The organism is Janthinobacterium sp. SUN073 (assembly GCF_030397665.1).
Classification (GTDB): Bacteria; Pseudomonadota; Gammaproteobacteria; order Burkholderiales; family Burkholderiaceae_D; genus Janthinobacterium.
The window spans coordinates 58,535-84,307 of sequence record NZ_JAPUBT010000013.1 but is presented as its reverse complement, the minus strand read 5'-3'; the positions used below and the strand labels follow the sequence as shown (position 1 = coordinate 84,307).

General features: G+C 62.8%; 24 protein-coding genes and 1 pseudogene. 6 read left to right on the top strand and 19 right to left on the bottom strand.

All coding sequences use genetic code 11. The annotated features are described in order from the left end of the window. Nucleotides 1–158: 158 nt before the first annotated feature. The 3 genes from O0882_RS25620 to O0882_RS25610 all read left to right on the top strand — a co-directional run bounded on the left by O0882_RS25620 (nt 159) and on the right by O0882_RS25610 (nt 2,362). Complete coding sequence (locus tag O0882_RS25620) at nt 159–1,262, top strand: hypothetical protein (protein WP_289952558.1); 1,104 nt, start codon at nt 159–161, stop codon at nt 1,260–1,262. Continuing rightward, complete coding sequence (locus tag O0882_RS25615; protein ID WP_289952555.1) at nt 1,253–1,879, top strand: ATP-binding cassette domain-containing protein; 627 nt, start codon at nt 1,253–1,255, stop codon at nt 1,877–1,879. The genes O0882_RS25620 and O0882_RS25615 overlap by 10 nt, the downstream gene beginning before the upstream one ends. A 135-nt stretch (nt 1,880–2,014) precedes the next feature. Further along, nucleotides 2,015–2,362 (top strand): CzcE family metal-binding protein, encoded by a 348-nt coding sequence (locus O0882_RS25610; protein WP_289952551.1) that lies wholly within the window; start codon nt 2,015–2,017, stop codon nt 2,360–2,362. A gap of 69 nt (nt 2,363–2,431) precedes the next feature. Here O0882_RS25610 and ahpF read toward each other — a convergent pair whose 3' ends face one another. From ahpF to O0882_RS25515, 19 genes and pseudogenes are all read right to left on the bottom strand, one after another. Next, entirely contained in the window at nt 2,432–4,027 is a 1,596-nt protein-coding gene (ahpF, locus tag O0882_RS25605) for an alkyl hydroperoxide reductase subunit F (protein WP_289952549.1), read from the bottom strand. A 98-nt stretch (nt 4,028–4,125) separates the two neighbouring features. Further along, complete coding sequence (ahpC, locus tag O0882_RS25600) at nt 4,126–4,689, bottom strand: alkyl hydroperoxide reductase subunit C (RefSeq protein WP_289952548.1); 564 nt, start codon at nt 4,687–4,689, stop codon at nt 4,126–4,128. Nucleotides 4,690–4,877: 188 nt separating this feature from the next. Next, on the bottom strand, nt 4,878–5,276 hold the full coding sequence (locus O0882_RS25595; protein ID WP_289952546.1) for a DUF3597 domain-containing protein: 399 nt from the start codon (nt 5,274–5,276) through the stop codon (nt 4,878–4,880). Nucleotides 5,277–5,452: 176 nt separating this feature from the next. After that, a complete protein-coding gene (locus O0882_RS25590; protein ID WP_289952545.1) occupies nt 5,453–8,260 on the bottom strand; it encodes an EAL domain-containing protein in 2,808 nt (935 codons plus the stop codon). 134 nt (nt 8,261–8,394) lie between these two features. Next, nucleotides 8,395–8,787 (bottom strand): D-ribose pyranase, encoded by a 393-nt coding sequence (gene rbsD, locus O0882_RS25585; protein ID WP_289952543.1) that lies wholly within the window; start codon nt 8,785–8,787, stop codon nt 8,395–8,397. Further along, nucleotides 8,787–9,698 (bottom strand): ribokinase, encoded by a 912-nt coding sequence (gene rbsK, locus O0882_RS25580; RefSeq protein WP_289952540.1) that lies wholly within the window; start codon nt 9,696–9,698, stop codon nt 8,787–8,789. The genes rbsD and rbsK overlap by 1 nt, the downstream gene beginning before the upstream one ends. Beyond that, nucleotides 9,695–10,753: a LacI family DNA-binding transcriptional regulator gene (locus O0882_RS25575; RefSeq protein ID WP_289952538.1), complete on the bottom strand. Its 1,059-nt coding sequence runs from the start codon at nt 10,751–10,753 to the stop codon at nt 9,695–9,697. The genes rbsK and O0882_RS25575 overlap by 4 nt, the downstream gene beginning before the upstream one ends. A 21-nt stretch (nt 10,754–10,774) precedes the next feature. Then, nucleotides 10,775–11,746 (bottom strand): ABC transporter permease, encoded by a 972-nt coding sequence (locus O0882_RS25570; RefSeq protein ID WP_071075031.1) that lies wholly within the window; start codon nt 11,744–11,746, stop codon nt 10,775–10,777. Nucleotides 11,747–11,764: 18 nt separating this feature from the next. Continuing rightward, on the bottom strand, nt 11,765–13,315 hold the full coding sequence (locus O0882_RS25565; protein ID WP_289952534.1) for a sugar ABC transporter ATP-binding protein: 1,551 nt from the start codon (nt 13,313–13,315) through the stop codon (nt 11,765–11,767). A gap of 91 nt (nt 13,316–13,406) precedes the next feature. After that, a complete protein-coding gene (locus O0882_RS25560) occupies nt 13,407–14,342 on the bottom strand; it encodes a sugar ABC transporter substrate-binding protein (protein ID WP_289952679.1) in 936 nt (311 codons plus the stop codon). A gap of 232 nt (nt 14,343–14,574) precedes the next feature. After that, entirely contained in the window at nt 14,575–15,456 is an 882-nt protein-coding gene (locus O0882_RS25555; RefSeq protein ID WP_289952533.1) for an EamA family transporter, read from the bottom strand. A 166-nt stretch (nt 15,457–15,622) separates the two neighbouring features. Next, nucleotides 15,623–16,723, bottom strand: a complete 1,101-nt coding sequence (locus O0882_RS25550; RefSeq protein ID WP_289952531.1) for a zinc ribbon domain-containing protein — start codon at nt 16,721–16,723, stop codon at nt 15,623–15,625. Nucleotides 16,724–16,731: 8 nt separating this feature from the next. Continuing rightward, a complete protein-coding gene (locus tag O0882_RS25545) occupies nt 16,732–17,844 on the bottom strand; it encodes a zinc ribbon domain-containing protein (RefSeq protein ID WP_289952530.1) in 1,113 nt (370 codons plus the stop codon). Nucleotides 17,845–17,902: 58 nt separating this feature from the next. Next, nucleotides 17,903–18,625, bottom strand: coding sequence for a hypothetical protein (locus tag O0882_RS25540; RefSeq protein ID WP_289952528.1), 723 nt, complete (start codon nt 18,623–18,625; stop codon nt 17,903–17,905). A gap of 47 nt (nt 18,626–18,672) precedes the next feature. Then, nucleotides 18,673–19,476 (bottom strand): hypothetical protein, encoded by an 804-nt coding sequence (locus O0882_RS25535; protein ID WP_289952526.1) that lies wholly within the window; start codon nt 19,474–19,476, stop codon nt 18,673–18,675. A gap of 75 nt (nt 19,477–19,551) precedes the next feature. Continuing rightward, nucleotides 19,552–19,659: pseudogene (locus O0882_RS29140) on the bottom strand (zinc-ribbon domain-containing protein); the annotation flags it as partial. 282 nt (nt 19,660–19,941) lie between these two features. After that, nucleotides 19,942–22,203 carry a YgiQ family radical SAM protein gene (locus O0882_RS25525; RefSeq protein ID WP_289952678.1) on the bottom strand — a complete coding sequence of 754 codons (2,262 nt, stop codon included), beginning with the start codon at nt 22,201–22,203 and terminating at the stop codon, nt 19,942–19,944. A 237-nt stretch (nt 22,204–22,440) separates the two neighbouring features. Continuing rightward, a complete protein-coding gene (locus O0882_RS25520; RefSeq protein ID WP_071075022.1) occupies nt 22,441–22,719 on the bottom strand; it encodes a DUF4404 family protein in 279 nt (92 codons plus the stop codon). Nucleotides 22,720–22,731: 12 nt separating this feature from the next. Continuing rightward, nucleotides 22,732–22,941, bottom strand: coding sequence for a VF530 family protein (locus tag O0882_RS25515; RefSeq protein ID WP_071075021.1), 210 nt, complete (start codon nt 22,939–22,941; stop codon nt 22,732–22,734). Between the two features lie 150 nt (nt 22,942–23,091). Between O0882_RS25515 and O0882_RS25510 the strand changes: the two genes are divergently transcribed. From O0882_RS25510 to O0882_RS25500, 3 genes are read left to right on the top strand one after another with little or no spacing between them, the layout of a single operon-like run. Continuing rightward, nucleotides 23,092–23,631: a PAAR domain-containing protein gene (locus O0882_RS25510; protein ID WP_289952517.1), complete on the top strand. Its 540-nt coding sequence runs from the start codon at nt 23,092–23,094 to the stop codon at nt 23,629–23,631. Then, the gene (locus O0882_RS25505) at nt 23,624–24,895 is read left to right on the top strand and encodes a hypothetical protein (RefSeq protein WP_289952515.1); all 1,272 of its coding nucleotides are present in this window, start codon (nt 23,624–23,626) and stop codon (nt 24,893–24,895) included. The genes O0882_RS25510 and O0882_RS25505 overlap by 8 nt, the downstream gene beginning before the upstream one ends. Continuing rightward, entirely contained in the window at nt 24,892–25,770 is an 879-nt protein-coding gene (locus tag O0882_RS25500; protein ID WP_289952514.1) for a hypothetical protein, read from the top strand. The genes O0882_RS25505 and O0882_RS25500 overlap by 4 nt, the downstream gene beginning before the upstream one ends. Nucleotides 25,771–25,773 lie beyond the last annotated feature (3 nt).

The window sequence follows — 25,773 nt, the reverse complement described above, 5'->3', positions numbered from 1 at the left end:
TAAAAGAAAAGCCCTTTGGTTCTCTGAACCGAAGGGCTTTTCCCATTCTGGGGTCAGATCCTCAACACCACCAACGTCAAGCTCAACGCTAACTTATCCGGGGGTCTGCCCCCTGCTGTTAGAATCAGCGCTCCTCCTGACTCTGCAGCTCCTGCCTGATGCGCCTGCCACACAGTCTTTCCCCCTACCTCGTCCTGCGCTTGCGCCTGGCCCATCACGCCCTGCTGCAATTTGCCGCCAGCCTGGCCAGTTCCATGGAAATCCTCGTATTCCTGGCCGGTCCTGTCTTGCTGGGTTTACTCAGCGTCATCGCCCTGCCCGGCTTTCTTGCCGTGAGCCTGCCCTGGTCCGCCGCCCTGGGCGTGATCAGCGCGCAAATCCTGCTGACCTGCTTGCCCGCCTGGCTGCTGCGCAAGCGCCTGCTACCGGCGAATACCGCCGCCTGGCTGCGCCAGCTGCCCTTGCCGACGCGCTTGCGCTGGCAAGCCGACGTGGCCGTGGCCGGTGTGCTGATGCTGCCGCTGGGCCTCGCCTATGCCGTCTCGGCCAGCATCTGGCTGCTGCAGTCGCCGCCCTGGCTGCGCCCGATTGTCGCACCCGGCATTGCCGCCACCATCGCCGCCTGGCTGCTGGCCTGGCTGCTGACGACACTCATCGTGGCGCAGCGCCTGCGCGCACCGCGTCCCACACAAAGGGCGCGCCCGCCCACGATGACGGCCTATGTGCCGCAGCCTCCCCGCTGGCGCAGCGTGTTCCTGTGGCGCCAGCTGTTCTGGCTGCCGTTCTGGCGCAATGAAAACAGGATCGGCATCCAGCAAAGCGTGCTGCTGGTCACGGCTGGCACCAGCATGCTGGCCTGGCTGCTGCGCGTGCCCCTGGTACCCGCGCCGCTGCTGGGTTTGCTGGCCAGCGCCAGCCTGATCATTGTGACGGACCGCGGCGACAAGGCCGTGCGCGAACAGATCGCCGTGCTGCGCCCTTCGCTGAACGCCTGGCCCCTGGCCAGCGCCACCTTGCTGCGCCTGGCCTGCGCCGCCAGCCTGCTGCCGCCGTTTGCCGTGCTGCTGGCGGGCGCTGTCTTGCTGTACAACATGAACCCCGCCGCCTTGCAGCAGCGCGTGACCACGGTCTACGCTCTCACGGCCAGCACGGCCCTGCTGGCCATCGTCGGCCTGCCCCGCCTCACGGCGCGGGGACGCGTCGTCCTCGTCGTCCTCTCCATCCTTGCCTTGAGCGCCATCGGAAGCGAATTATGGAATTGAACCTGCCTTCTCCCGTGCTGTATATCGAGCACCTCGATTTTCACTTCCCCACGCACAGCGTCTTCCAGGGCTGCAATCTGCAATTCGGCCCCGGCATCACCTGGCTGCGCGGTGCGAACGGGGCCGGCAAGACGACCTTGCTGAAACTGGCGGGCGGCGCCCTGCTGCCCGCGCGCGGCGCCATCCGCCTCAATGACGTCGACAGCGGCTTCATGCCGCTGGCCTACCGTGCGCAAACCTTCTATTGCGGCGGCGACCTACCCGCCCTGCCCTGGCTGCAAGTGCACGAGTTTCTCGACCTGCACCTGGCCCTGTACCCTGGCAGCGACCAGGCCCTGCTGAACGACGAGCTGAGCGCGTTTTCCCTGCTGCCAACCTTGCAGCAAAGCATCACCGCCCTCTCGCTGGGCCAGCACAAAAAACTGCAACTGGCCCTGGCCCTGGCCTTGCCCGTGCGCTTGCTGCTGATCGATGAACCGTTCAATGGCCTCGACATATCCGCCATGGCGTACTTGCGCCAGCGCCTGGCCGACCCGTCCCGCCTGGCGCGCCAGTGCATCGTGCTGACCAGCCACCTGGCGCCGGACGTGCCGCTGGCGGCCACAGTGGAAATATAGACAGGAAATACAGCTTTGCAGATCGGCCAAGAAACGCTTAGGATGCCGTGGTGCAAAAACCGGCGATCCCGGTGCAGCCACAACGACAACACGGCGCGGCTACTCACTGCGCCGGGCTTATTCTTGGAGATGACTATGTTGAACACCCACCGCAGCGCCCTGGCAATTCTGTGCGCCGCCCTTGCCACCCTTGCCACCTCGGCCATTGCAGCCGGCCCCACGGGCACGGCCGCCGACTATGGCAGCAGCGCCCCGCACGCCGCCGCCCAGCGCAGCATCGAGCTGCAGGCCGACACGCGCCACCTCAACGTCACGCGCGGCGAAACCGTCACCATCGTGCGCGCCGGCCAGCGTTTTACGTGGCACGTGCAAACTTTCAGCAACAGGACCGTCTTCGCCCTGAGCGAGATCGCGCCGAAGGACATGCCCGTCGATGGCGTGCAGGTGTATGTCGCCGCCAACCCGCTGTACACGGGCAGCTAAGTTTCCTCTACACGTAAAAAACCGGAAGCGCCTTGCGGTGCTTCCGGTTTTTTTTTGCGGCTGGACAGCTTATGCCGTCAGCGCTTCCTTGACTGCGGCTTCTTCAACCACTTCCTCGTCGTCCGAGCGGATCAGGTGGTCAAAGGCGGACAGGGCTGCCTTGGCGCCTTCGCCGGTGGCGATGATGATCTGCTTGTACGGCACCGTGGTGACGTCGCCGGCCGCAAACACGCCGGGGATCGAGGTCTGGCCACGGGCATCGACTTCGATTTCACCGTGGCGCGACAGTGCCACTGTACCCTTCAGCCACTCCGTGTTCGGCACCAGGCCGATTTGCACGAAGACGCCTTCCAGCTCGACCTTTTTCGACTCGCCGCTGACCCGGTCCGTGTAGCTCAGGCCATTGACGATCTTGCCGTCGCCGTGGATCTCGGTGGTTTGCGCCGAGGTGATCACGGTCACGTTAGGCAGGCTGTGCAGCTTGCGTTGCAGCACCGCATCGGCACGCAATTCCGCGCCGAACTCGATCAGGGTCACGTGTTTTACCAGGCCGGCCAGGTCGATCGCCGCTTCCACGCCCGAGTTGCCGCCGCCGATCACGGCCACGCGCTTGCCCTTGAACAAGGGGCCATCGCAGTGCGGGCAGTAGGCGACACCGTGGTTGCGGTATTCCTTCTCGCCCGGCACGTTGATTTCGCGCCAGCGGGCGCCGGTGGCCAGGATGACGGTCTTGGCTTTCAGGATGGCGCCATTCGCCGTTTCAATCTCGATCAACTTGCCTGGTGTCAGCTTGCTGGCACGCTGGGTGTTCATGATGTCGACGTCATAGGTCTTGACGTGCTGTTCCAGCGCCATGGCGAACTTCGGACCATCAGTTTCCTTGACGGAAATAAAATTCTCGATGGCCATGGTGTCGAGGGTCTGGCCGCCGAAACGCTCGGCCAGCACGCCCGTCTTGATGCCTTTGCGGGCCGCGTAGATGGCCGCTGCCGCGCCGGCAGGACCGCCGCCGACGATCAGTACATCAAAGACATCTTTCTTGCTCAAAGCTTCCGCCTGGCGGGCGCCGGCGTTCGTGTCGAGCTTGGCGAGGATTTCCTCGACATTCGTGCGTCCCTGGCCAAAATGCTGGCCATTCAGGAACATCATCGGCACGGCCATGATCTGGCGCTCTTCCACTTCTTTCGGGAACACGCCGCCATCGATGGTGGTGACCTTGATGCGCGGGTTGATCACCGCCATGGCATTCAAGGCCTGCACCACTTCCGGGCAGTTATGGCAGGAAAGCGAAATAAACGTTTCAAACTCGTAATCGCCGTCGAGGTTGCGGATCTGCTCGATCACGGCATCGTCGAACTTGATGGTGTGGCCGCCCACTTGCAGCAGCGCCAGCACCAGCGAGGTAAATTCGTGGCCCAGCGGCACACCGGCGAAACGCACGCCGATATCGGAGCCGGTACGGTTGATGCTGAACGACGGGACCCGTACGCCAGCGTCAAGGCGCTCGACCAGCGTGATCTTGTCGCTCAACAGGACTATCTCCTGGAGCAATTCCTTCATCTCGCGGGCTTTTGCGCTGTCATCGAGAGAAGCGACCAGCTCAAGCGGATACACCACTTTTTCCAGGTAGGATTTCAGTTGGGTTTTGAGGGTTGCATCTAACATGATTTTTTCTTCCTTTACAAATATTTAGGCGAATGCCGGGCCGGACGCCCGGTCCGGCATCGCGGTAACTACTTGTTTGCTACGTGGTGCATCGAAACTTAGATCTTGCCAACCAGGTCCAGCGATGGGGTCAGCGTTGCTGCGCCTTCCGTCCATTTGGCTGGGCACACTTCGCCTGGGTGAGCGGCAACGTATTGAGCTGCCTTGACTTTGCGCAACAGTTCCGATGCGTCACGGCCGATGCCGTTGTCATGCACTTCCAGCACTTTGATGTAGCCGTCTGGATTGATGACGAAGGTACCGCGCAGTGCCATGCCTTCTTCTTCGATCATGACTTCGAAATTGCGCGACAGGGTGCCGGTCGGGTCGCCGATCAGTGCGTATTGCACTTTCTTGATCGCGTCCGAGGTGTCGTGCCATGCTTTGTGCGCGAAATGCGAGTCGGTCGAGATGCCGTAGACATCGACGCCCAGCTTCTGGAACTCGGCGTGGTGATCGGCCAGGTCTTCCAGTTCGGTTGGGCAAACGAAGGTGAAATCGGCTGGGTAGAACACGAATACCGACCACTTGCCTTTCAGCGACGCTTCCGTCAGGTCGACGAATTTGCCATTGTGGAATGCGGTTGCCTTGAATGGTTTAACTTGGGTATTGATGAGCGACATAATCATTTCCTCTCGTGTGGTGAATCAGTAAGACTCTAGTGTAAGGGGTTTTAACCCATATGCAAAATTGATTGTCACAATAGTTTCAATTAGTTTTAGCTATCGCGACACCATGGGAACTCCATGATAGGCAGTTCCCACGGGATTGGATAGCGGTGACAGTGGATACCCCTGCTGCCGCCAGGTGTTTAGTTCTTGAGTTCTTCCGGTACCTTGCCGCCGTTTTCCGCCAGCTTGATCATCACCTGGCGGTGCAGCCAGATATTCATGCTGGCCGAATCGTTGGTGTCGCCCGTGAAGTGCAGTTCTTGCGCCAGTTCCTTGCGCGAAGCCAGGCTGCTGTCGAGTTGAAGCAATTTCATCAGGTCAACGATGGACGTGCGCCAATTGAGTGTTTCCGCGTTCTTGCTGGCCAGGTCGACCAGCACCACTTCCACGTCCACCACCGGCACGGCAACCGCTGGTGCAGCGGCGGCTGCCGGTGCGGCCGCCGCTGGCGCGTCGGTAGCGGCCGCTGGCGTGGCTGCCGGGGCAGCGTCGGACGCATGGTGGAAGATTTTGTTATAGATATTGCTGAAAATGCCCATGAGGTCACCTCGAGTTGAGTGAATGGAAGAAGGTTTGCCTGCGCGCCCGGTTCATGACGCGAACCGGTGACAGCTGGAGCCGGGCGCAGGCGCCAGCCTGTCGAGTATAAGCCCGTTCAGGCCGGAAGCCCTGTCCCGCAGGGCCAGTGGACATCTGGTGGCAGGGCGCGCCGGTTTCAAGGGTGCAAGGGCCGCCGGGCGTGCAGCAGCGCATCAAACGCTTCGATGGCCAGCGGCGGCGCAAACAGCTCGCCTTGCGCAAAATCGCAGCCGATTTCCAGCAGCCGCGCGCGCTGCTCTTCGGTCTCCACCCCTTCGGCGATGACTTGCAAACCCAGCTTGTGCGCCATGGTGACGATGGCTTCGCACAACACCAGTTCGCTGGCACCGGGCGCCAGCTTGCGCACCAGCACGCCGTCGAGCTTCAGGTAATCGATGCCGCACTGCTGCAATTGCGTCAGCGAGGCGGGGCCGCTGCCGAAGTCGTCGAGGGCGATCTGCAAGCCTGCCTCGCGCAAGTGCTGCAGCCGCTGCGCCATGCCGCTGTCGGCGCCGCTTCCCAGCAGCGCATCTTCGCGCACGTCGAGCACGATGGCCGAAGCCGGCACATCGAGCGCCATCAGCTGGCGCAGCCAGGTGCCGGGCGCCTCGACTTCGCGCTGCAGCTCCAGCGGCGACTGGTTCAGGCACAGTTGCAGCCCCGGCAAGCCGATGGCCTGGCCCTGCGCGCGCCAGCGCAGCAGTTGCGCGGCCGCCGTGCGCAGCACCCAGTCGCCGATGTCGACGATCAAGCCGCTGCTCTCGGCCAGCGCCAGAAAATCCGGCGGGCATACCACACCCCGCTGCGGATGCTGCCAGCGCAGCAAGGCCTCCACTTTGACAATGGTGCAGCCATGCAGTTCGACGATGGGCTGGTAATACAGCTGCATCTGCTGTTCGCGCAGGGCCGTGCGCAAGTCCGCCCCCAGGCGCATGCGGTTGACGGCCGCCACCTGCATCGCGGGCGTGAAATAACTGTAGCGGTTGCGTCCCGCGCCTTTCGACACATACATGGCCTGGTCCGCATGCTTGAGCAAGTCCTCGATCGTGCCCGCGTCATCGGGATACAGGGTGATGCCGATCGAGGCCGAGACGAACGCCTGCTCCTGCCCCAGCAGGAACGGCGCCAGCAAGCCGTCGAGTATCTGCCGCGCGATGCGGTCGACTTGCTGCAAGTCATCGAGGTCGGACAGGATCACCGTGAATTCATCGCCGCCCAGGCGCGCCACCGTATCCGTCTCGCGCACGCCCACGCGGATGCGCCGCGCCGCTTCGATCAACAAGATATCGCCCTGGTGGTGGCCCAGGGTGTCGTTGACTTCCTTGAAATGGTCGAGGTCGATGAACAGGATGGCCACGCGGCTCGTATCGCGTCGGCCCTGGGCCAGCGCCAGGCGCAAACGCTCGTGGAACATGCGGCGGTTCGGCAGTTGCGTCAGGGTATCGAAATTGGCTTGCTGCCAGATCAGCGCTTCCGTTTGCCGCTTGTCCGTCACATCTTCCAGCATGCACAGGTGGTGCGGGCCGCCGTGATGCGCCGTGGCGATGGCCGTCACGGAGGCATCGACCCACACCACGTCACCGTCGGGACGCACGATACGCTTGGCGTGGCGGAAACCCGGCATGCGCCGCGCCAGCAGCTGCGCCACGTGTGCCTGCTCACCGGCCACGTCGTCGGGATGGCTGATCTCCATCCAGCTCGACCGCTTCATATGCTCCAGGCTGCGCCCGGCGATGGCCAGATAGCGCGGATTGATATCCAGAAACTGTCCGCTCACGGTATCGATCAGGGCGATGCCCATCGGTGCTTCCTCGAACATGGTGCGAAAGCGCAATTCCCCCTGGCGGATGGTTTCCTGCGTGCGGCGGCGCTCACGCGCCAGGTTGCTGAAGTGAAAGGCGCCCGACACGGCCAGCAAGCTGCCCGCCACGCCCAGCGACAGGTACAGCCAGCCCAAGTCGGCGCCCGGCACGGGGTGGTACAAAAAACCCTGGTAAGCGCGGCTGTCCGTGGCATTGCGCGGCAGCACGCCCATGGCGGCATAGGTGTCGGCGATATGCTGCCAGCGCTGGGGATTCATATAGCCGAGTTCCACCAGCACGGGCTGCAGCAGCAATTCCATCTGCTGCGCCTCGTACAGCAGGTGCGCCTGGTCGTGGCGCTGGCTGTATTTGGCATGGATCAGACGCACCATTTCCTCGCGGTGCGCCATCGCATATTGCCAGCCGCGCAGGCTGGCCGCGCGGAACGCTTTCACGCGCTCGGGATGGCGGCGCAGTTCGTACTCGCTGGTAAACAGGTTGTCGCCGTAGAAATCGATGCCGGCCGTGCGCGGCGTAAACTGGTAGTAGGGAAAGCCCGCCCGGTCCAGGTAATCCGGTTCGTTGGTGGAATACGCGGCAATGGCGTCGACCTTACCATTGATCAAATCCTCGATCCGGTAGCTGGGCGGCAAGTGGCGCATCTGCGGCGGCGCGACACCCATTTTCTGCAGGTACAGCGAGACTTCATCGGATGCGGCTGCCACGTCGTTGGCCGCACCGATCATCACGGGCGCCCCCACCAGCTTGCGCACGTCCGGCGCGCCGCCATGCTGGCGCATCAGCAGCACGCTGGGCGAATGCTGGAACACCACGGCCAGCACCACCAGGGGCTTGCCCGCCATGCGGCTGAGCAGCAAGGTACTGTTGCCCACGCCATAGTCGGCCTGGCCCGTCAGCACGGCCGCCTCGGCAAGCGGCACGCCGCTGCCTTCGACCAATGTCACTTCCAACCCCGCCTCGCGGTAATAACCCTGCTCGATGGCCGCGTAATAGCCGGCAAACTGGAACTGGTGCGTGAAATTGAGCTGCAGCGCGATAGGTTCCAGCGCGCGGGCTTGTGTGGCCAGGCACAGCAGCAGAATGAAACAGCAGCGGAAAGCGTCGAATGCTTTCATCGGCATGGCAGGACACCACAGGAAGCTGCCGAGCTGGCAGGGGTAAGGCTATTGTAGCCGCCCCTTTTGCCGATGGATAATTATTTCAGTGAGAACAAGTACGTTGATGTTTTTGGCAAACAATGTCGCGTTTGTTTGCGCTAGAACACGACGCCTGCCACCAAAATGATGTTGGCATACGGACTGCACTCACCCGTACGCACGATGGCGCGCGCGCCCTTGCTCAATTGCTTGAACTCCTCGTGCGTCACCTGGCGCGCATCGGGCAAGGCCAGGGCCGCCACCTGCGCCGCCATGGCCGGGTTGTGCTGCGGTAACTCGCTGGCGAGCAAATGGTATTCCACTTGCATTTCAGTCAATACCGTGTTGACGGTATCGATGAAGCCGGGAATGCCGCGCGTCAAGGCCAGGTCGATCAGGGGCACGCCCGGCTGCGAGGGCAAGCCCGCGTCGCCGATGACGAGCATGTCGCCATGACCGAGCGACGCGATCAGTTGCGACAGCGCAATATTAAGCAGCGGTGTTTTTTTCATCAGAACAGCTCGTGCAAGTGGGGAATCGAGGTTTGCGCACCGGGCTTGGTGACGCTCCAGGCGGCCGCGCGCTGGCCTTGCTGGATGGATTCTGCCTCGTCCATGCCGGACGCCAGGCCCGCCACAAAGCCGCCGATGAAGGTGTCGCCGGCGGCCGTCGTGTCGACGGCTTGCACCACCTCGGCCGGGAACGTGAAATCGCCACCATACAGGGCCGCATGCACGCCCTTGGAGCCGAGCGTAATGATGACGTTGTCGCTGCCCAGCTTTTGCAGCGCGGCCGCCAGCGCTTTGGCATCCGCGCCGTCCGGGCTGACGCCGGCCAGCATGGCCGCTTCGATTTCATTCGGAATCAGGTAGTCGACCAGTTCCAGCACGCCTTGCGGCAGGCTGGCGGCCGGGGCCGGGTTCAGCACCACCGTCTTGCCCAGCGAGCGGGCCAGTTTAATGGCGTGCACGACGGTGGCCATCGGCGTTTCCAGCTGCAGCACGACAATATCGGCCTGCTCGATCAGCTCTTTTGCCGCGTCGATATGCGCGGGGCTCAACAGATCGTTGGCGCCGCCCGCAATCACGATGCTGTTCTGGCCGTTGTCATCGACCAGGATGGAGGCGATGCCGGACGCGACACCGGGCAAGGTGGTGATGTGGCTGTCGATGATGCCGTCGCCCACGAGGGCCGCGCGCAGGGTCACACCGAAGGCGTCATCGCCCACGCAGCCGACCATGGCCACTTGCTGGCCACCGGCGGCCACGTTGCCGCTCAGGCGCGCGCAGGCCACGGCCTGGTTGGCGCCCTTGCCGCCAGGAATGGTGCAAAAGGCGCCGCCCGTCAGGGTTTCACCGGGGAGGGGCATGCGCGGCACGCGCAAGACCAGGTCCATATTGATGCTGCCGATAACCACGATCATGATGTCATTCCCATCAGTTCAGTTGCAGGTGAAGAAGTAGGTGAAGAAGAAGCTACAGTGGCGGCCACGCTGGAGCCGCGCACGTGCAGCTCGGGTGCGATGCTGCGCTGCTGGCGCGGCAAGGCGGGGTCGGCGATGCGCGCCAGCAGGCAGGCGGCCGTGATGTGGCCCAGCTCGCGCGTGTTTTGCGCCACGCTGCTCAAGGCCGGATGCACGAAGCTGGCCAGGTCGATATCGTCGAAGCCGACCACGGCCAGGTCCGCAGGCACGGCAATGCCGCGCTCGGCGGCGGCGCGCAGGGCGCCAAACGCCATCAAATCATTGCAGCAGAACAAGGCGTCGGGGCGCTGGCCTGGCGGCAGCGCCAGCAAGTCCAGCGCCGCCGCATAGCCGCCAGCGCTCGTGAAATCGCTATGGCGGCACAGGGCGTCGGCCAGGACCACGCCCGCGTCCGCCATGGCGCTGCGCGCGCCGGCGATGCGCTCGTTGGAAATGCTCACTTCGCGCGGGCCGGCGATGCAAGCGAGGCGCCGGCGTCCCAGCCCCAGCAGATGGCACGCGGCCAGGGCACCGCCGGCGCGGTTGTCGACGGCCACGGCATCGATGGCCAGGTCGCTGGGCGCGCGGTCGAGCAGCACGGCCGGCACCTTCATCTTGCGCAGCAGTTCGCCATCGCTGTCGGCCAGCGCGGACAGGATCAAGCCGTCACAGCGCTTGGTCAGCAGCACGTTCAGGTAATCGCGCTGCTTGACGGGGTCGTCATCGGAATTGCACAAAATGACGCTGTAGCCGGCCGCGTAGCAGCTATCCTCGATGCCGCGCGCCACTTCCGAAAAATACGGATTCGTATTGTTCGGAATGATCAAGCCGATGGTGCCCGTACTGCGGCTGCGCAGGGAACGCGCCAGCGCGCTGGGCACGTAATGCAATTGCTCCGCCGCCGCCAGCACGGCGCGACGCGCCGCGTCGCTGACGGGGCGGGTATTGTTGAGGACGTGCGACACGGTGGTAAACGACACCCCCGCCGCCTGCGCCACTTGTTTGATGGTTGCCATGGGACGCGCTTTCTCTTGCGATTATGCGCGCTCGCCGCGGCGGCGGTAAGTATCGAGCACCACGGCGGCGACGATCACCAGGCCCGTGACGATGCGTTTCACGGGTTCCGACACGCCCACCTGCGCCAGGCCCGCTTCCAGCACGGAAATGATCAACACGCCGATAAACGTGCTGATGACGGAACCGCGCCCGCCCATCAGGCTCGTGCCGCCGATCACGACGGCGGCGATCACTTGCAATTCCATGCCCACGCCGCCGTTCGGGTCGGCCGCTTCCAGGCGCGACACCTGGAACAGGGCACCCACGCCGGCAAGAAAGCCCATCAAGGCAAACACCAGCACTTTCGACGGTTTCGTATTGATGCCGGACAAACGCACGGCTTCTTCATTCGTGCCGATGCCGATCCAGTGGCGTCCCAGCACCGTGCGCGTCAGCACCAGGTGGCCGATCACAACGATGGCGATGGCGGCGATGAAGGCCGGCGACAGGCCAAAGGCGATCGGCGAGCTGATGCCGTCGACGGCGCTGCCGATGTATTCCGTGCGCGAGTTCGTCACCTGATAGGCCAGGCCGCGCGCCATTTCCAGCACGCCCAGCGACACGATGAACGAGGGAATGCGCCAGCCGACGGAAATCAGGCCGGTCGTCGCGCCGCACAGGGCGGCGACGAACATGCCCAGCAGGGCCGCGCTCCACACGGGCCAGCCCCAGTGCACGACGGCCAGCGACAGCACGGAAGCGGCCAGCGCCATCACGGAACCGACGGACAGGTCGATGCCGCCGATGATCAACACGAACGTCATGCCGACGGCCATCACGACGAGTGTCGGGATATTGTTCGACAGGGTGCTGAGGGTAGCTAAGGTAAAGAAGTTTTCGCTGGCAAACGAAAACAGCACGCACATGGCGAGCAAAGCGCCGATCAGGCCCGCATAGTTTTTCAGGTCGGCCAGGCTGCGCTGCAGATACGAAGGAGAGGAATGGGTGGTCATGGGAATCTTTCCGGCGGATCAGGCCGCAGCTGGAGTGGAAGTGGGGGTCAAATAGCCGGAGAAGGCGGCCGATAGCAGCGCGTCCTGGCTCCAGGCACCGCGCTCGAAGGTGTCGACGATGCTGCCGGCGCTCATGACGGCGATGCGGTCGCAGATCAGCATCAGTTCGCGCAAGTCGGAGGACACGATGACGAGGCCCTTGCCCTGGCGCGCCTGTTCGGCCAGCACCTGATAAATATCAAACTTGGCGCCGATATCGATGCCGCGCGTGGGCTCGTCGAACAGCATCACGGGGCAGTCGCGGTACAGCCAGCGGGCGATCACCACCTTTTGCTGGTTGCCGCCAGAGAGCTCGGCCACCGTTTGCGCGCTGTTGCGCGAGCGGATGCCCAGGCGCTGAATGTAATCGTCGGCCACCGTCGCTTCGGCCGCATCGTTGAGCCAACCGGCACCACTGACGGTATCGAGCGAGGCCAGGGTCGTGTTGACGGCGATGGACTGGCGCAACAATAAACCTTGTCCCTTGCGGTCTTCCGTGATCATGGCGATACCGGCTTTCACGGCCGCCTGCGGCGAGTGCAAGGCGGCGGGCACCTCGCTGTCGCCGAGGAACACGTCACCGGCGTCGGCGCGGTCGGCGCCAAAGATCAGGCGCAGCAATTCCGTGCGGCCCGAGCCGATCAAGCCGGCAATGCCGAGGATTTCGCCGGCGCGCAAGTCGAACGAAGTCGGGTTGACCACCTTGCCGCGCGCCAAGCCCCGCACGCGCAGCAGCGGCGCGCCGATGCTGCGGCCGCTCAAGTCGACCGCATCGTCGGCCGAGCGGCCCACCATCAGGCTGACCAGGTCGGCGGCGGAGTGTCCCGCGATAGCGTCGTCGCACACGAGCTGGCCGTCGCGCAGCACGGCGATCCGGTCGGCCACGCGCTTGAGTTCTTCCAGGCGGTGCGAAATATAGATGATGCACACGCCTTCGGCCTTCAGGCGCTCGATTTGCAGAAACAGCAATTCCACTTCGCGGTGCGTCAGCATGGCCGTCGGTTCATCGAGCACCAGCAAACGGCAAGAACCAATTAAATTGCGCGCGATCTCGATCATTTGCTGGTGGCCGATGCCCAGCTCGCCCACCAGGGTCCACGGGTCGAGGCCACCCAGGCCCACTTGCTCCATCTGTTCGCGCGCATCGCGTTCGAGGCGCGTACGGTCGATGAAGCCGAAACGCTGCGGCAGATTCTTCAGGTACAGGTTTTCCGCGATCGACAGCGTGGGAATCAGATTAAGTTCCTGCATCACCATGCGGATGCCCAGCGCCTCGGCGGCGCCGCGCGAGGCGGGCTGGTAAGGCTTGCCGTCGAGCAGCATGGTGCCCGTCGTGGCTTGCTCCAGGCCGCAGATGATCTTCGACAGCGTGCTTTTACCGGCACCGTTCTCGCCCGTCAGCGCCAGCACCTGGCCAGCGGCGAAGCGCAGGCCCACGCCGCCCAGCACGGGGCCGACATAGGACTTGCCGATGTTATCGAGCGTTAACAGGGGAATGGCGGCTGACGCCGGGGGGATGTCGATGGGCATGATAAAACTCCGCGGTAGTGGCGGCGGGGCCGGCGCCGCCTGCTCGGTGAGCAAGCGCCGTCGGCCCCGGCGGGATCAAACGATCAGGCGATCAGGACTTGGCGCCCTTGGCGACCAGTTCGACCTTGGTTTCGATGACGCCACCGAGCTCGGCCTGTTTCTTTTTCTGCGCCAGCGCTTTCAGCACGGTCTCGATGCCGAACACGGCTTGCTGCGAACCGAACTGGTCTGCGGTGGCCAGCACGCGGCCATCGGCCAGCATCGGCTTGATGGCGTTGATGTTGTCATAGCCGACGACCAGCACTTTGCCCGTCTTGCCGGCCGCCTTGATGGCGGAAATGGCGCCGATGGCCATGTTGTCGTTACCGCACAGCAAAGCCTTGATATTCGGGTTGGCGTTCAGCATGGCGGCCGCCACCGTGTTGGCAGGGGCGATTTCCCACTGGCCCGACTGCACGCTGACGACTTTCGCACCGGCCGCGTTCATGGCGTCCTGGAAACCCAGGGTGCGCTGCTGCGCGTTGTAGGTGGTCGACACGCCTTCGATGATGCCGACCGGGTCGCCCTTCTTGATCTGCTTGGCCAGATAGTCGCCGACGACCTTGGCGCCCTTGCGGTTGTCCGGACCGACGAACGGCACGGTGATGCCCTTCTCTTTCAGGGCGCTCTCGTCGAGCTTGTTGTCGATATTGACGACGATGATGCCCGCGTCGATGGCCTTTTTCAGCACCGGCACCAGCGCCTTCGAGTCGGCCGGAGCGATCACCAGCGCGTTGACGCGCGAGACGATCATTTGCTCGACCAGCTTGATCTGGCTCGACGTATCCGTTTCATCCTTGATGCCGTTCGACAGCAAGTCGTACTTGGCGGCATTCGCCTTCTGATGCGCCTTGGCGCCATTTTCCATGGTCAGGAAAAATTCATTGGCAAGCGACTTCATCACCAGCGCCACCTTCGGTTTGGCAGGTGTCTGCGCCATCGCCGGCACGGCGGGCAAGGCACACACCAGGACAGCGGCGGCAATCATTTTCAGGCGAATACGGGATGTCATGAGCGTCTCCAGAGTTGTTGGTCAAGCACGTGTAGAGCATGCTTTTATGGAATTTCATTGCGCGCAAACGTTTGCGCGAAGCGAATAGTGCCTCAATGCCACACATCAGTGCAAGCAAAACAGTATGTGCGGTGCAGCAAAAAGGGAGCGCCCAGAGGGAAACAGGCAGGCCGATGCGATCGGCCTGCCGAGGGGAAATGCGCAGAAGTCAGGCGTTTGTTGCAGGCCGGGCGCTGGCCCACTGCACCGCCAGCACGCTGGCCAGCACCAGCAGCAAACCCAGCATCGACCAGCCCGTCATGGCCTGGCCCAGCAAGGCCCAGCCCAGCACGACGGCCATCAGGGGGCTGAGCAAGCCCAGCGAGGACACGGCCACGGGCGACAGGCGGCTGATACCGCGGAACCACAAGGCATACGCCAGCAGGGCGCCAGCCAGGCACAGGTAGGCGTAGGCCAGCACTTGCTGCAGCGATAAAGTGGGCAGCGGGGCGTCGGCCAACCAGGCGACGGGCGCCAGCATCAGGCCACCGAGCAGCAATTGCCAGCCCGTCAGCGCCAGCACGGGCAAGTCCGGCTTCCAGCGCCGTGTCAGATAGGTGCCGGCCGCCATGCACGCCGTGCCGCCCAGCGCGGCGGCGATGCCGACGGGTTCCCACACGGTGCGCGGCGACAACAATAAAACGCCCATGCCGGCCACGCCCAGCACGCTGGCAAGCAAGGCCAGGCGGGCCGGACGGCGCCCTTCCACGCCCCAGGCCAGGCCCATCACCAGCAGCGGCTGGATGGCGCCCACCACGGCCGCCAGGCCGCCCGGCAAGCGGTAGGCGGCGACGAACAGCAGGGCCTGGAACACGCCGATATTGAGCGCGGAAAGAATCAGCACGCGGCCCCAGTCATGCCGCGCGGGCAGGCGCCGCATCAGCAGCAGCAACAGCAGGCCGGCCGGCAGCACGCGGATCAGGGCCGCCGTGAAGGGACGGTCGGGCGGCAGCAGTTCGGACGTGACGATATACGTGGAACCCCAGATCAGGGGCGCCAGCGCCGTGAGCAGAATGTCGCCCCAGGCGGGACGGGCAGAAGAAGAGGTCATGCAACTATCTCGACATTAAGATAAAAGTCCAGTGTGGGCGCGAACTATCTTGATGTCAAGATAAATTGGCGTGTGCGCCGCTGCCTGCGGGCGGGCGAAAAAAAACCCGGCATGGCCGGGTTCCGGAACGGTGCCAAGCGGCAAGCTGCGCCGCCTGGCTCGCCGCTTAATCGCGCATGCGCCGCAGGGTTGTCACCCGCATGCCGCCCATGCTGATCTGCGCCGTGCTGCCATCGTCACTGACGATAATGTCCATGGCCGCATCGCCCGCGCCTTCCGGCGTGATCGTCACGGTATTGCCTTTGGTGGTGAAGGTGGCCTTGGTCGAGGTCCCGTTATTGATCACGCTGTCACTTGTAAATTCCAGGACATTGCCCATCGCCGCCTGCCATTTCCCCACCGCCGGGTGGCCGCCAAAGCGGAACGCGCTCTTCAGCTTGTCCAGCATGCCCGCACCCTGCACGGCCGGCGCTTTACCTATTACACCGGTCATGGCCGCCTGGCTCATCTGCGCTTCGTCGATGACTTGCCATTGCTTGTCGACCAGCGCCAGCGGCAACCGCACTTCCAGGTCGCCGTCCGGCAAGCGTTGCAGGATCAGCGCCCGGTCCGCCGACTTGGCGACCCACGCCGCCTCATCGGTCAATACCAGCGTGGCCTTGGCCATCGCCACGTGCTGTGCGCCCAGGTCGCGCACCTGATCGTAGCCGCTGACCTTGGCCACTTTCACGCCCTTGGCCACGCACAGCTTGTCGCCGCGCAAGGCAGCCTTGCCCGGAGCGGCCAGCGCGTAGACAAATTGCGATTGCGCAACCCAACCACCGCTGCTTTGCTCGACGGGAGCGGCATACAGCCCGCTACGCACGAGGATATCGAGCCATTGCCGGGTCGAACTGTCGTACGAGGCCACGCGGATTTCTTCCTTCTGGTATGGCAAGTTGGTGAGGCATAGCAACTTGTCGCGCGCCGCCTCATCGGCCGCCAGATGGGCATCGATGGCGCGGCTGAAACTGCCGGCCGAGGCCGCTTCGGGTGCCAGCAACCACGCCAGGGCGCCACCGCCCACGATGACCACCGCCAGCACGCCGCCGGCAATCATGACGTGGCGCCGCTTCACGCCGGACAGCACCGGCGTCGCGGCTGCTGCAGATGCCGGTACAGGTGCGGGCGCTGGCGCCGGTGCAGCGTTGACGGCCTTGCCGCATTCATCGCAAAAGCGCGCGTCAGGCGTGTGGGCGGTGCCGCATTTGGTGCAGAAGTGAGCCATGGTGTGCCTTACTTGAGTTTATGCGCGCATTCACCGCAGAACACGTCATCGGACGCGACCGGTGCCTTGCAATTCGGGCAAGCCGGCGCAGCAGCTGGCGCTGCTGGAGCGGCTGGAGCCGTCGCCTGCTCGGCCAGGGCGCGCGCACGTTCACGCGCTTCCTCGGCCTTTTTCTTGACCACGGCCAGGCCGTCGTTCAGGCTCGCTTCCGAGGCGCTGAAATCGACATTGCGCGTGGCGTTCAGGTAAATGATGCACACGCCCTTGGTAAAGATCAGGCCAGGCACAACGGCCGCGGCCGCCATCAGCAAGCCGCCGCCGAGGCCGGCAGCGATGATATAGCCGGAACCGCTGCCGCCACCCAGGCCCGAGGCCAGCGCGTACATATTCATCTGACCGCCGCCCAGGCCCAGGATGCCAGCCGACATGCCCGTGGTCAGCGACACGCCCGTGCCCAGCACGCCAAAGATCAGCAGCGCGGTAAACGACGTGATCAGGAACAGCAGCACTTCCAGCAAGATCACCGACACCAGTTTGGTGCGCACGATCAGGTTCAGGCGGGCAATGATCTGGAACACGCTGGCGCCCGACCAGGCGGCAGGGCCGGCCAGCGGCAGCATCACGTAGAACAGCGCAAACACCAGCACGCCCAGCACGATGGCCGACAAGGGGAAGACCACCGCATACAGCACGGGGCCCAGCACGGGGATTTTGCAGACGAACAAGATGATGGCGATGGCGATCATGGCCGCCAGCACGATCAAAAATTCCAGAAAGACGACGGCGATCAGGCGGTGGCTGGTGTACAGCGAGACGAGCACGGCATCAACCAGGCTCATGCCAGGCTGGCCCTGCGCATCGCGCATCAGCAGGATGCCCACGGCGTTGGAACCGTAAAACATCACCAGGAAGGCCATCAGGCCGCCCAGGAAGACCAGCAGCGTGCTGCTCATGCTGCCGGCGAGCATGATCAGCACGCCACCGACGAGCACGGCACCGATGAAGGTGAGGGCCAGCAGGGCAATCGCGCGGAAATTCTTGATGGCGTCGGTCGCTTCGATCAGCGAGCCCACGGCGGAGGAAAAGGGAAACGGTTTATGTGCTTCTGTGGAAATGGTCATGTCTAGCCTGGAAGGGGGAAATCGGGATGGGACGGCCTGCCTGGCCGTCCCGTGGTATTTAGTAGGCTAGCGCCAGTTGCAACTCGCTCGCAGGCGCCTGGCGCTGGACGATCTGCAGCTTGACGTCCTGGCCGCCGACACGCTTGCTATTCAGGTACAAGGCGGTACGCACGGGGTAAATGCCCTGCGGTACGCCTTCGGGCATGGGAATCGAGAAGCCGCCCTTGTAAGCGCCGCTGCCGTTGTTGCTGCTGACGACCTTGCGCACAGTTTTGATCAGGTCGCCATTTGGCTTGTACAGGCTCAATTCTTCTTCCACCAGCGGGTTCGGATCGCGCGTGCCGGCGGCCACTTCGATATACGAATTGGTCTGCGCCTTCTGGCCCGGACGGACGGAGGACGGCGTAAAGGCCGTCTCATACTTCACCAGTGTCGACTGCTCGGGCAGCTTGCCCTTGTTGGCCACCTTGTAGTCGGCCTGCACTTGCTGCGCCGTCTTGACTTGCTGGCTTTGATAATTCAAGGCCACGCAGGCGAGTGCGCCCAGGCTGGCGCCCAGAGCCGCGCCGCGCACGGTATTCGTGCCACCGCCCAGCAAGCCGCCCACGACAGCGCCGATGCCGGCCAGCATGGCCGTATTGCATTCACCGCTGGCCGCTTCCGTGCCTGCGGTGGAGGTGCCGGTGGCGCCAGGGCCACCCGGCGCGGCGCAACCGGCCAGCATCGAGGACACGACCAGCAGCGCTACCATGGGCTTGGCAATTTGTTTCAAGTTTTTCACGTTATTCTCCGGGAGGAACAAAATAGGGGGAAAGCAAGCAGCGCGGCTTACTCGATCTGGATTTGCGACAGCGCCTTGTCTTGCGCGTCTTTCGCCTTGCGCTTGATGTCGAGCGCGTAGCGGTTGCCCTTGTCCATGCGCAACACGGCATTCGCGTTGGCAATGGCACAGTCGTATTTGCGCTGGCTCATGCAGTGGCTCGCTTCCGACAGGCTCTCCGTGATCACGCTTTCCAGCCCGGCAGCCTTGTTGACAGGCGCGGCCGGCGGTGCTGCCTTGACGGGCTTGGCCGGTTTTTCCACGACGGGGGCCGGGGCCGGGGCTGGAGCCGGCTCGGGTGCCGGAGCAGGCGCTGCCGCTGCCGCTGCCGCTGGCTCAGGCTCAGGCTCGGCAGCAGGTGTCGCGGCAAGGTCGCCCGCCGTGCCGCCATCGAGCGCAGCGTCATCGATGGCCAGCGGCTGCTCGGCGGCAGACGCAGGGCCTTCCAGCGCCGGCAAGGTTGGCTCCGGTTCAGGCACGACGACAGGCGGCTTGCCTGACAAGAAATAGTAAGCGCCCGCACCGCCCAGCAGCACCGCCACCACGGCGACCGCCGCGGCGATCAGTTTCATGCGCTTGCCAGCCGGTGGGCTGTCAGCTGGCGTATCGGGAACGCTGTCTGTCACTGCTGCGGGCGCGGGCGCAGGGACAGGATCGGCACGGCGCTTTTCCAGCACGGGCGGTGGCGGTGGCGGTGGCGGCGCGACCGGTTCCGGGATGAAAACGGGAACGGGAACGGGTTCCGGGACAGCTTCGGCAACCACGTCTTCCACTGGTACGGCGACCGGCAGCGGCACCGCCACCGGCGCCACGGCAAAGCTGAACGCGCATTTGGGGCAGAACTTGGCGTCGGGCTTGCAATCATGGCCGCACTGGCCACAGGATTTGCCTGCTACCGGGGCGGCATCGGTGGCGGCAACGGCAAACGTCGTGCCGCAGGAAGAACAGAATTTTGCACCCGGTTTATTCTCGGCCTGGCAGGAAAGGCATTTCAATTGGCATCTCTTTTCATATCAACGCTGACGCCGTACGCCTGTATCGCTTGCCAGAATGGCAGCTTTGTTGCCGTACGGCTAAATATGCAACGAGTATATTTTCAAACAGCAAGTTGCCACAAGAGAAAATTGCCTTTTGCTCTATTCAATTTTTAAATATTGGTAAAAATCCTGCCGCCAAGGAGATCTCGCGCACCATCTTGGTGCGCAGAGAGCAAAAAACCCGGCAACGCAGTCCGCGTTGCCGGGTTTTCAGGCGATGCCCGAGGCGCCGAGGGCAGTTTACTTGCGCCCGCCCCGTGCCGGCGCGGCATGGCCGCCCTTGGCGGGCGGCTTGCTGCCACGGCCCATCGGTACGGCGGCCGGCTTGGCCTTCGTTTTGATGGTCGATAAGATCGACGGCCGCACTTTCGATTCCGCAGCCGATGCTTTGGGTGCCGCTGCCGTGCCGCCCAGGGCGATGCGGTTCTTGCCTGGCGTGACCTTGAACTTGTCCGGCGTGCCGGCGCCATGCGTCTGGCGGCTGCGTTCGCCTGCGGCCAGGCCACCCGACTCGGACGAGGTCCAGGCAGGAATCAAGTGCTTGTCGCCATTGCCGATCAAGTCGCCACGGCCCATGTTGACCAGCGCTTCGCGCAAAATCGGCCAGTTGGCCGGGTCCTGGTAGCGCAGGAAAGCTTTATGCGTGCGGCGGATCTTGCCGCTGCGCGCCGTTTCCACCACTTCCGAATCTGCCGTGACCTTGCGCAGGGGATTCTTGCGTGTGTGATACATGGTCGTCGCCATGGCCATCGGCGTGGGCATGAAGGTTTGCACCTGGTCCAGCTTGAAATTGTTTTTCTTCAGCCACAGGGCCAGGTTCAGCATGTCCAGGTCCGTCGTGCCCGGATGGGCCGCGATGAAGTACGGGATCAGGTATTGCTTCTTGCCCGCTTCCAGCGAGAAACGGTCGAACATTTCCTTGAACTCGTCATACGCGCCGATGCCGGGCTTCATCATCTTCGACAAAGTGCCCTCTTCCGTGTGCTCGGGCGCAATCTTCAGCAAACCGCCGACGTGGTGCGTCACCAGTTCCTTCACGTACTCTGGCGAACGCACGGCCAGGTCGTAGCGCAAGCCCGAGCTGATCAGCACTTTCTTGATGCCGGGAATGGCGCGCGCCTTGCGGTACAGGGAAATGAGCTTGCTGTGATCCGTGCCCAGGTTGACGCAGATGGAGGGGTACACGCAGGACAGGCGGCGGCACGACACTTCGATCTCTTTGTCCTTGCAAGCGAGGCGATACATATTCGCCGTCGGACCACCCATATCGGAAATGGTGCCCGTAAAGCCTTTGGTTTTATCTCGGATATGCTCGATTTCGCGCAGGATGGACGGCTCCGAACGGCTCTGGATGATGCGGCCTTCATGCTCCGTGATCGAGCAGAAGGTGCAGCCGCCGAAACAGCCGCGCATGATGTTGACGGAGAAGCGGATCATTTCCCAGGCCGGGATATGCGCCTTGCCATAGCTCGGGTGCGGCGCGCGCGCGTAGTTCATGTCGTACACGCCATCCATCTCGTCCATGGCCAGCGGCAGCGGCGGCGGATTGAGCCACACATCGCGTTCGCCGTGCGCCTGCACCATGGCGCGCGCGTTGCCGGGATTCGATTCCAGGTGGAACACGCGCGAGGCGTGCGCATACATGACGGGGTCATCCTTGACGACGTCATACGCAGGCAGGCGCACGACGGTCTTGTCGTGCTTTTCCTTGGCCATGGCCAGGCGCTCTTCGCGGCTCATGATGCGGATCGGCTTGATGACTTCGGCCGATTTCGAGGCATTTTCCGTGGCGCAGGCGGTCTTGTCTTCCTGCACCATCTCGTACGGGCTGTAGTGCGGATCGACCTTGCCGGGTACATCGACGCGGGTGGAATTGTGCACGCCCCAGTCGTCGCCGGGCAACCAGCCGGCCGGCACCATGAAGGCCGTGCCGCGCAAGTCGCGGATATCCTTGATGTTTTCGCCGGCAGCGAGGCGGTGCGTCAGGTCGACCAGCGCCCGTTCGGCATTGCCAAAGATCAACAAATCAGCCTTGGAATCGGGCAAGACGGAACGGCGGACCTTGTCCGACCAGTAATCGTAATGGGCGATGCGGCGCAGCGACGCTTCGATGCTGCCGATGACCACCGGCACGTCGGGATACGCTTCGCGCGCGCGCTGGGCGTACACGGTGACGGCGCGGTCCGGGCGTTTATTCGGTTCGGCATTCGCCGTATAGGCGTCGTCGGAGCGGATCTTGCGGTCGGCCGTGTACTGGTTGACCATGGAATCCATGTTGCCGGCGGTAATGCCGTAGTACAAACGCGGCTTGCCGAGGATGCGGAAGGCGTCGGCCGACAGCCAGTCCGGCTGGCTGATGATGCCGACGCGGTAGCCTTGCGCTTCGAGCAGGCGGCCAACGAGGGCCATGCCGAAACTCGGATGGTCGATGTAGGCGTCGCCCGTGACGAGGATGACGTCGCACTGGTCCCAGCCCAGCGCGTCCATCTCGGCACGCGACATCGGCAGGAAAGGCGCCACGGCAGCGCGGGCAGACCGCTTGGGAACGGTCGCAAATAAATTGGTAGGGGAGCTCATAGGGTACGGATTGTACCGGAATTGGCCATTTCCAACCTGACGGCCTGTTTTTTACTGTTGGATTTTTGTATGAAAAACGTTTATTTTTCAATCACTTGGGGAAATGTGGCCCTTGGGGTCAGACCCTTCAGGGGTCTGACCCCAGCTTTTCCCCGGGTTACATCAGATCCCCATATTCGCTAAAATCTCACCTAATTCCCGCAACGCCGGCTCCAGTTTCGGATGCTTGACGGCGAACTTGGCCGATAATTCCTGGCTGCGCTCGGCCAGGCCATAGGTGGTCGACTCTTCGTCCTGTTCCTGCGCGGCGCGCTTTTCCAGCAGTTGCTGAATATCACCATTGAGCTTTTGCAGCAAACCATGCGTTTCTTCATCCACAGGATCGCCAGATGCGATGGTCGATTGCAGCTGTTGCAGCGATTCCTTGAGTTTGCTATCCATATCTTTTTCCTGTCAGTCAGTAAATTGCGTGTCCAGGAACAATTGTTCCACCTTGCTCCTGGCCCACGGGGTCTTGCGCAAAAACTTCAGGCTCGACTTGATGCTGGGATCGCTGATAAAGCAATTGATATCGATGTGCTTGCTCAGACCATCCCAGCCGTAGTGGCATTGTAGACGCGTCAGGATGGTTTCCAGCGTGAGGCCCTGCAGTTCCTTGCTCATGGCTTTATCTTACTCGTAAAAGTTGGCAGGCACGATTCTGCCATAAATCCTCTTGCCCATCCGCTCCCGCAAGGCACTCACTTGCGCCAGATCAGCTTGCCAATTTCCCAGCCCGTTACATTGAAACTTTTGTTTCTGCAGGAGAAGCAAATGATGCGCGCAGTCATCTGCAAGGGCGATCCCACCAGCCACGGCGGTAAAGTACTGGAAGGCAATGCCAACGTGACCACCAACGGGCGCCAAGTGGCGCAGCGGGGTCACATGACCTTCTGCCCTAAATGCAAGGGCAACTTTCCTATCGCCGAAGGCCTGGATTTTCATACGTATGCCGGCATCGGCACCGCCGTGGATGGCATGCGCACGGCATGCGGCGCCAAGCTGATGGCGACCCAGCATACGATGCAGATCGACGATGCGCCGGCGGCAGCGCCGGCAATGGCTACCCTGGCGCCCGCTGCCGCCGCTGGCAACTACAGCGCGGCCTTCCGCGCGCTCGATGAAGAGTCGGGCGCACCGGTGGCGGGCCTGCCGTACCGCATGCTGTTGCCCGATGGACGCACGGTACGCGGCGTGACCGACAGCGACGGCCGCACCGAGACGGTCAGCGGCCACGACCCGGCCAGCGTCCAGTTATTCTGGGAAACCAGCGCACAGACACCGGCGACGGAGCCTGGCGGCGAGCATGACTGAAGCAGCGCCTGCCGCGACAGGCACGCTGACGGCAAGCACTTCGCTGACGACGGTCAATGTCAGCGCCCGGCGCAAGGTGCGCTACGTCTTCGATACGAGCGCGACGAAACGCGACCTGGCGCTGCCGTATCGCGTATCGATCGATGGCAAGGTACAGGAAGCCGCCCCCAATCTGCGCAAGCTGAGCGGCAGCAAGCGCAGCATCGAGTTGCTGGTGGCACCGGGCGCGCGCGTCGCCTTGTTTCTCAACAGCGATGTGCACCCCGATTTCCGGCGTGAACCCGTGTATGCGCTGCAAGTGGGCGAGCATGACGTCGAGGTCGTCATCACGGAAAAGCAAGGCCGCATCAGCCATGCGCGCGCCGAGGTGGGCACCTCGGTCACGCGCCAGGCGGACCAGCCCGGCGAGCGCGCCGTCGATTGCTACAAGGCCCTGCTGACGGGTGACATCTGGATGCAGATTTCGCATCTGTATACGGCGGCGCAAGCCGACGCCATCCTGCCGCCAGAAACCCCGCCCCCCGTGCGCGTCGCCGTGCGCGCCATCTACAGCGGCCTGCCCGCCGCGCAACTGCTGGTCCAGTTTCCCGCCAGCGACGTGGCGCTGGCGCATGCCTTGCGCGTCGCCTTCGCCGATTCCGAGAATGCACGCGCCAACATCACCTACTACTCCCTGCTCAAGGACGTGCTGCCGCGCACCCACCCGGCCGCCTTCGCCGCCCTGCTGAGCGAAGCGTACAAGGCCGGCGTCACCGAAGTGCATGTGACCTCGTGCTGGCGGCCCATGCTCGGTTCGATCGCCCACCGCGCCGGCCTGGGGCTCGATATCGTCTACATCGCCAACGCCAGTCAAACAGTGCACATCAACCGCGTCGGACTGACTGGCGCGGGGGGCAGGAATCCGAATGTCACTACGCAGGAAAAGCAGCGTTATGAAGAGTATATGGAAGCGAGCAAACAAGTAAATTTGAATAACAATGGTACTGCACAAACACAAAGCGAAAGGGAGCAGAAAATTGGTAGAAGAGATGAAGCGAAAGATCAATGGAATAAGGCAAGGAATGAAAGCGAACCAGTCTTGATGAATGTATTGCGTAGTCGACTGGGCAAGCACACTTTGGTATCACAGATTTTCGATCCATGGTACATGGAGCCAGATACTGGCGACCTACCCCCCCCGGTAGCAAACGAGCAGCGCAACGGCAACGAGAAAATACACTCCCATCATCTGCACATCACTGTGAAAGAGCCTAATATTTTATGAAAGTCACTTTCTTTTTCCGCGTGCTTGCAACACTGATCTTCGGGGCCAGCGCCACTCACGCAGCATCCCCGGAAAAAAAACGTGATCCTTCCAGAGAGTGGCTCGATAACCGCTGGGAAATCCGCTATGTCTTGTTCATGGATGCGCAAAATTACATGAGGCGGAGTATTCAATTTGCAAAAAAACGTAATGCCTTGGACGGTAAACAATCAGAACCCTATGTTTACCTGAACGCCAAAGAGCTCTTTACGCAATCGACGCAAGTTATCACTTCGAAGACCGCGCATACTGCCACCGTGCTGATCTCGTTTGATCGCAATGGCCGCGTTATAAACAACGATCCTGTATTGTCGCAATATACCGGCAAGATATCGCTCATCCGCAGCCTCGTCCTTACCCGCAACAACGAACCGTATGAGAAGCCTTACAAGATTGCAAATTGGGATCAGGGCATTCCCGGCGCCTCATCCTTTTCACCTGCCGTCTGTAGCACTCTCGATGCCTTTCGCTATGAGATTAACTGGAAAAAGGACGACCCTAGCGGCCATGTCGGCTGCCGCGAATGGACCGCCCAGCTGTACGACCCCGGGCAACCGTATATCGACGTCACCACCTACAGCAAGCGCGGCAACTTCATTGGCGAGCTGGTGGGCTGGTCGCGCTTTGAAGACCCGCCCAAACCCGTCATCGGCATGCAGGGCAAGCAGTGGCTATGCCTGCACGAATGCCCGGGCGGCGAACGGCCCGGCGTGATTGCCGACCTGCGCGCCTGGACGCGCAAGCACGGCTATCCCATGCCCGAACGCCCGCCGCGCCAGCCGCTCTATCCTGATTCGGAGTATCAGGATGACCTCAATGAATTCTGGAATCATTGAGGC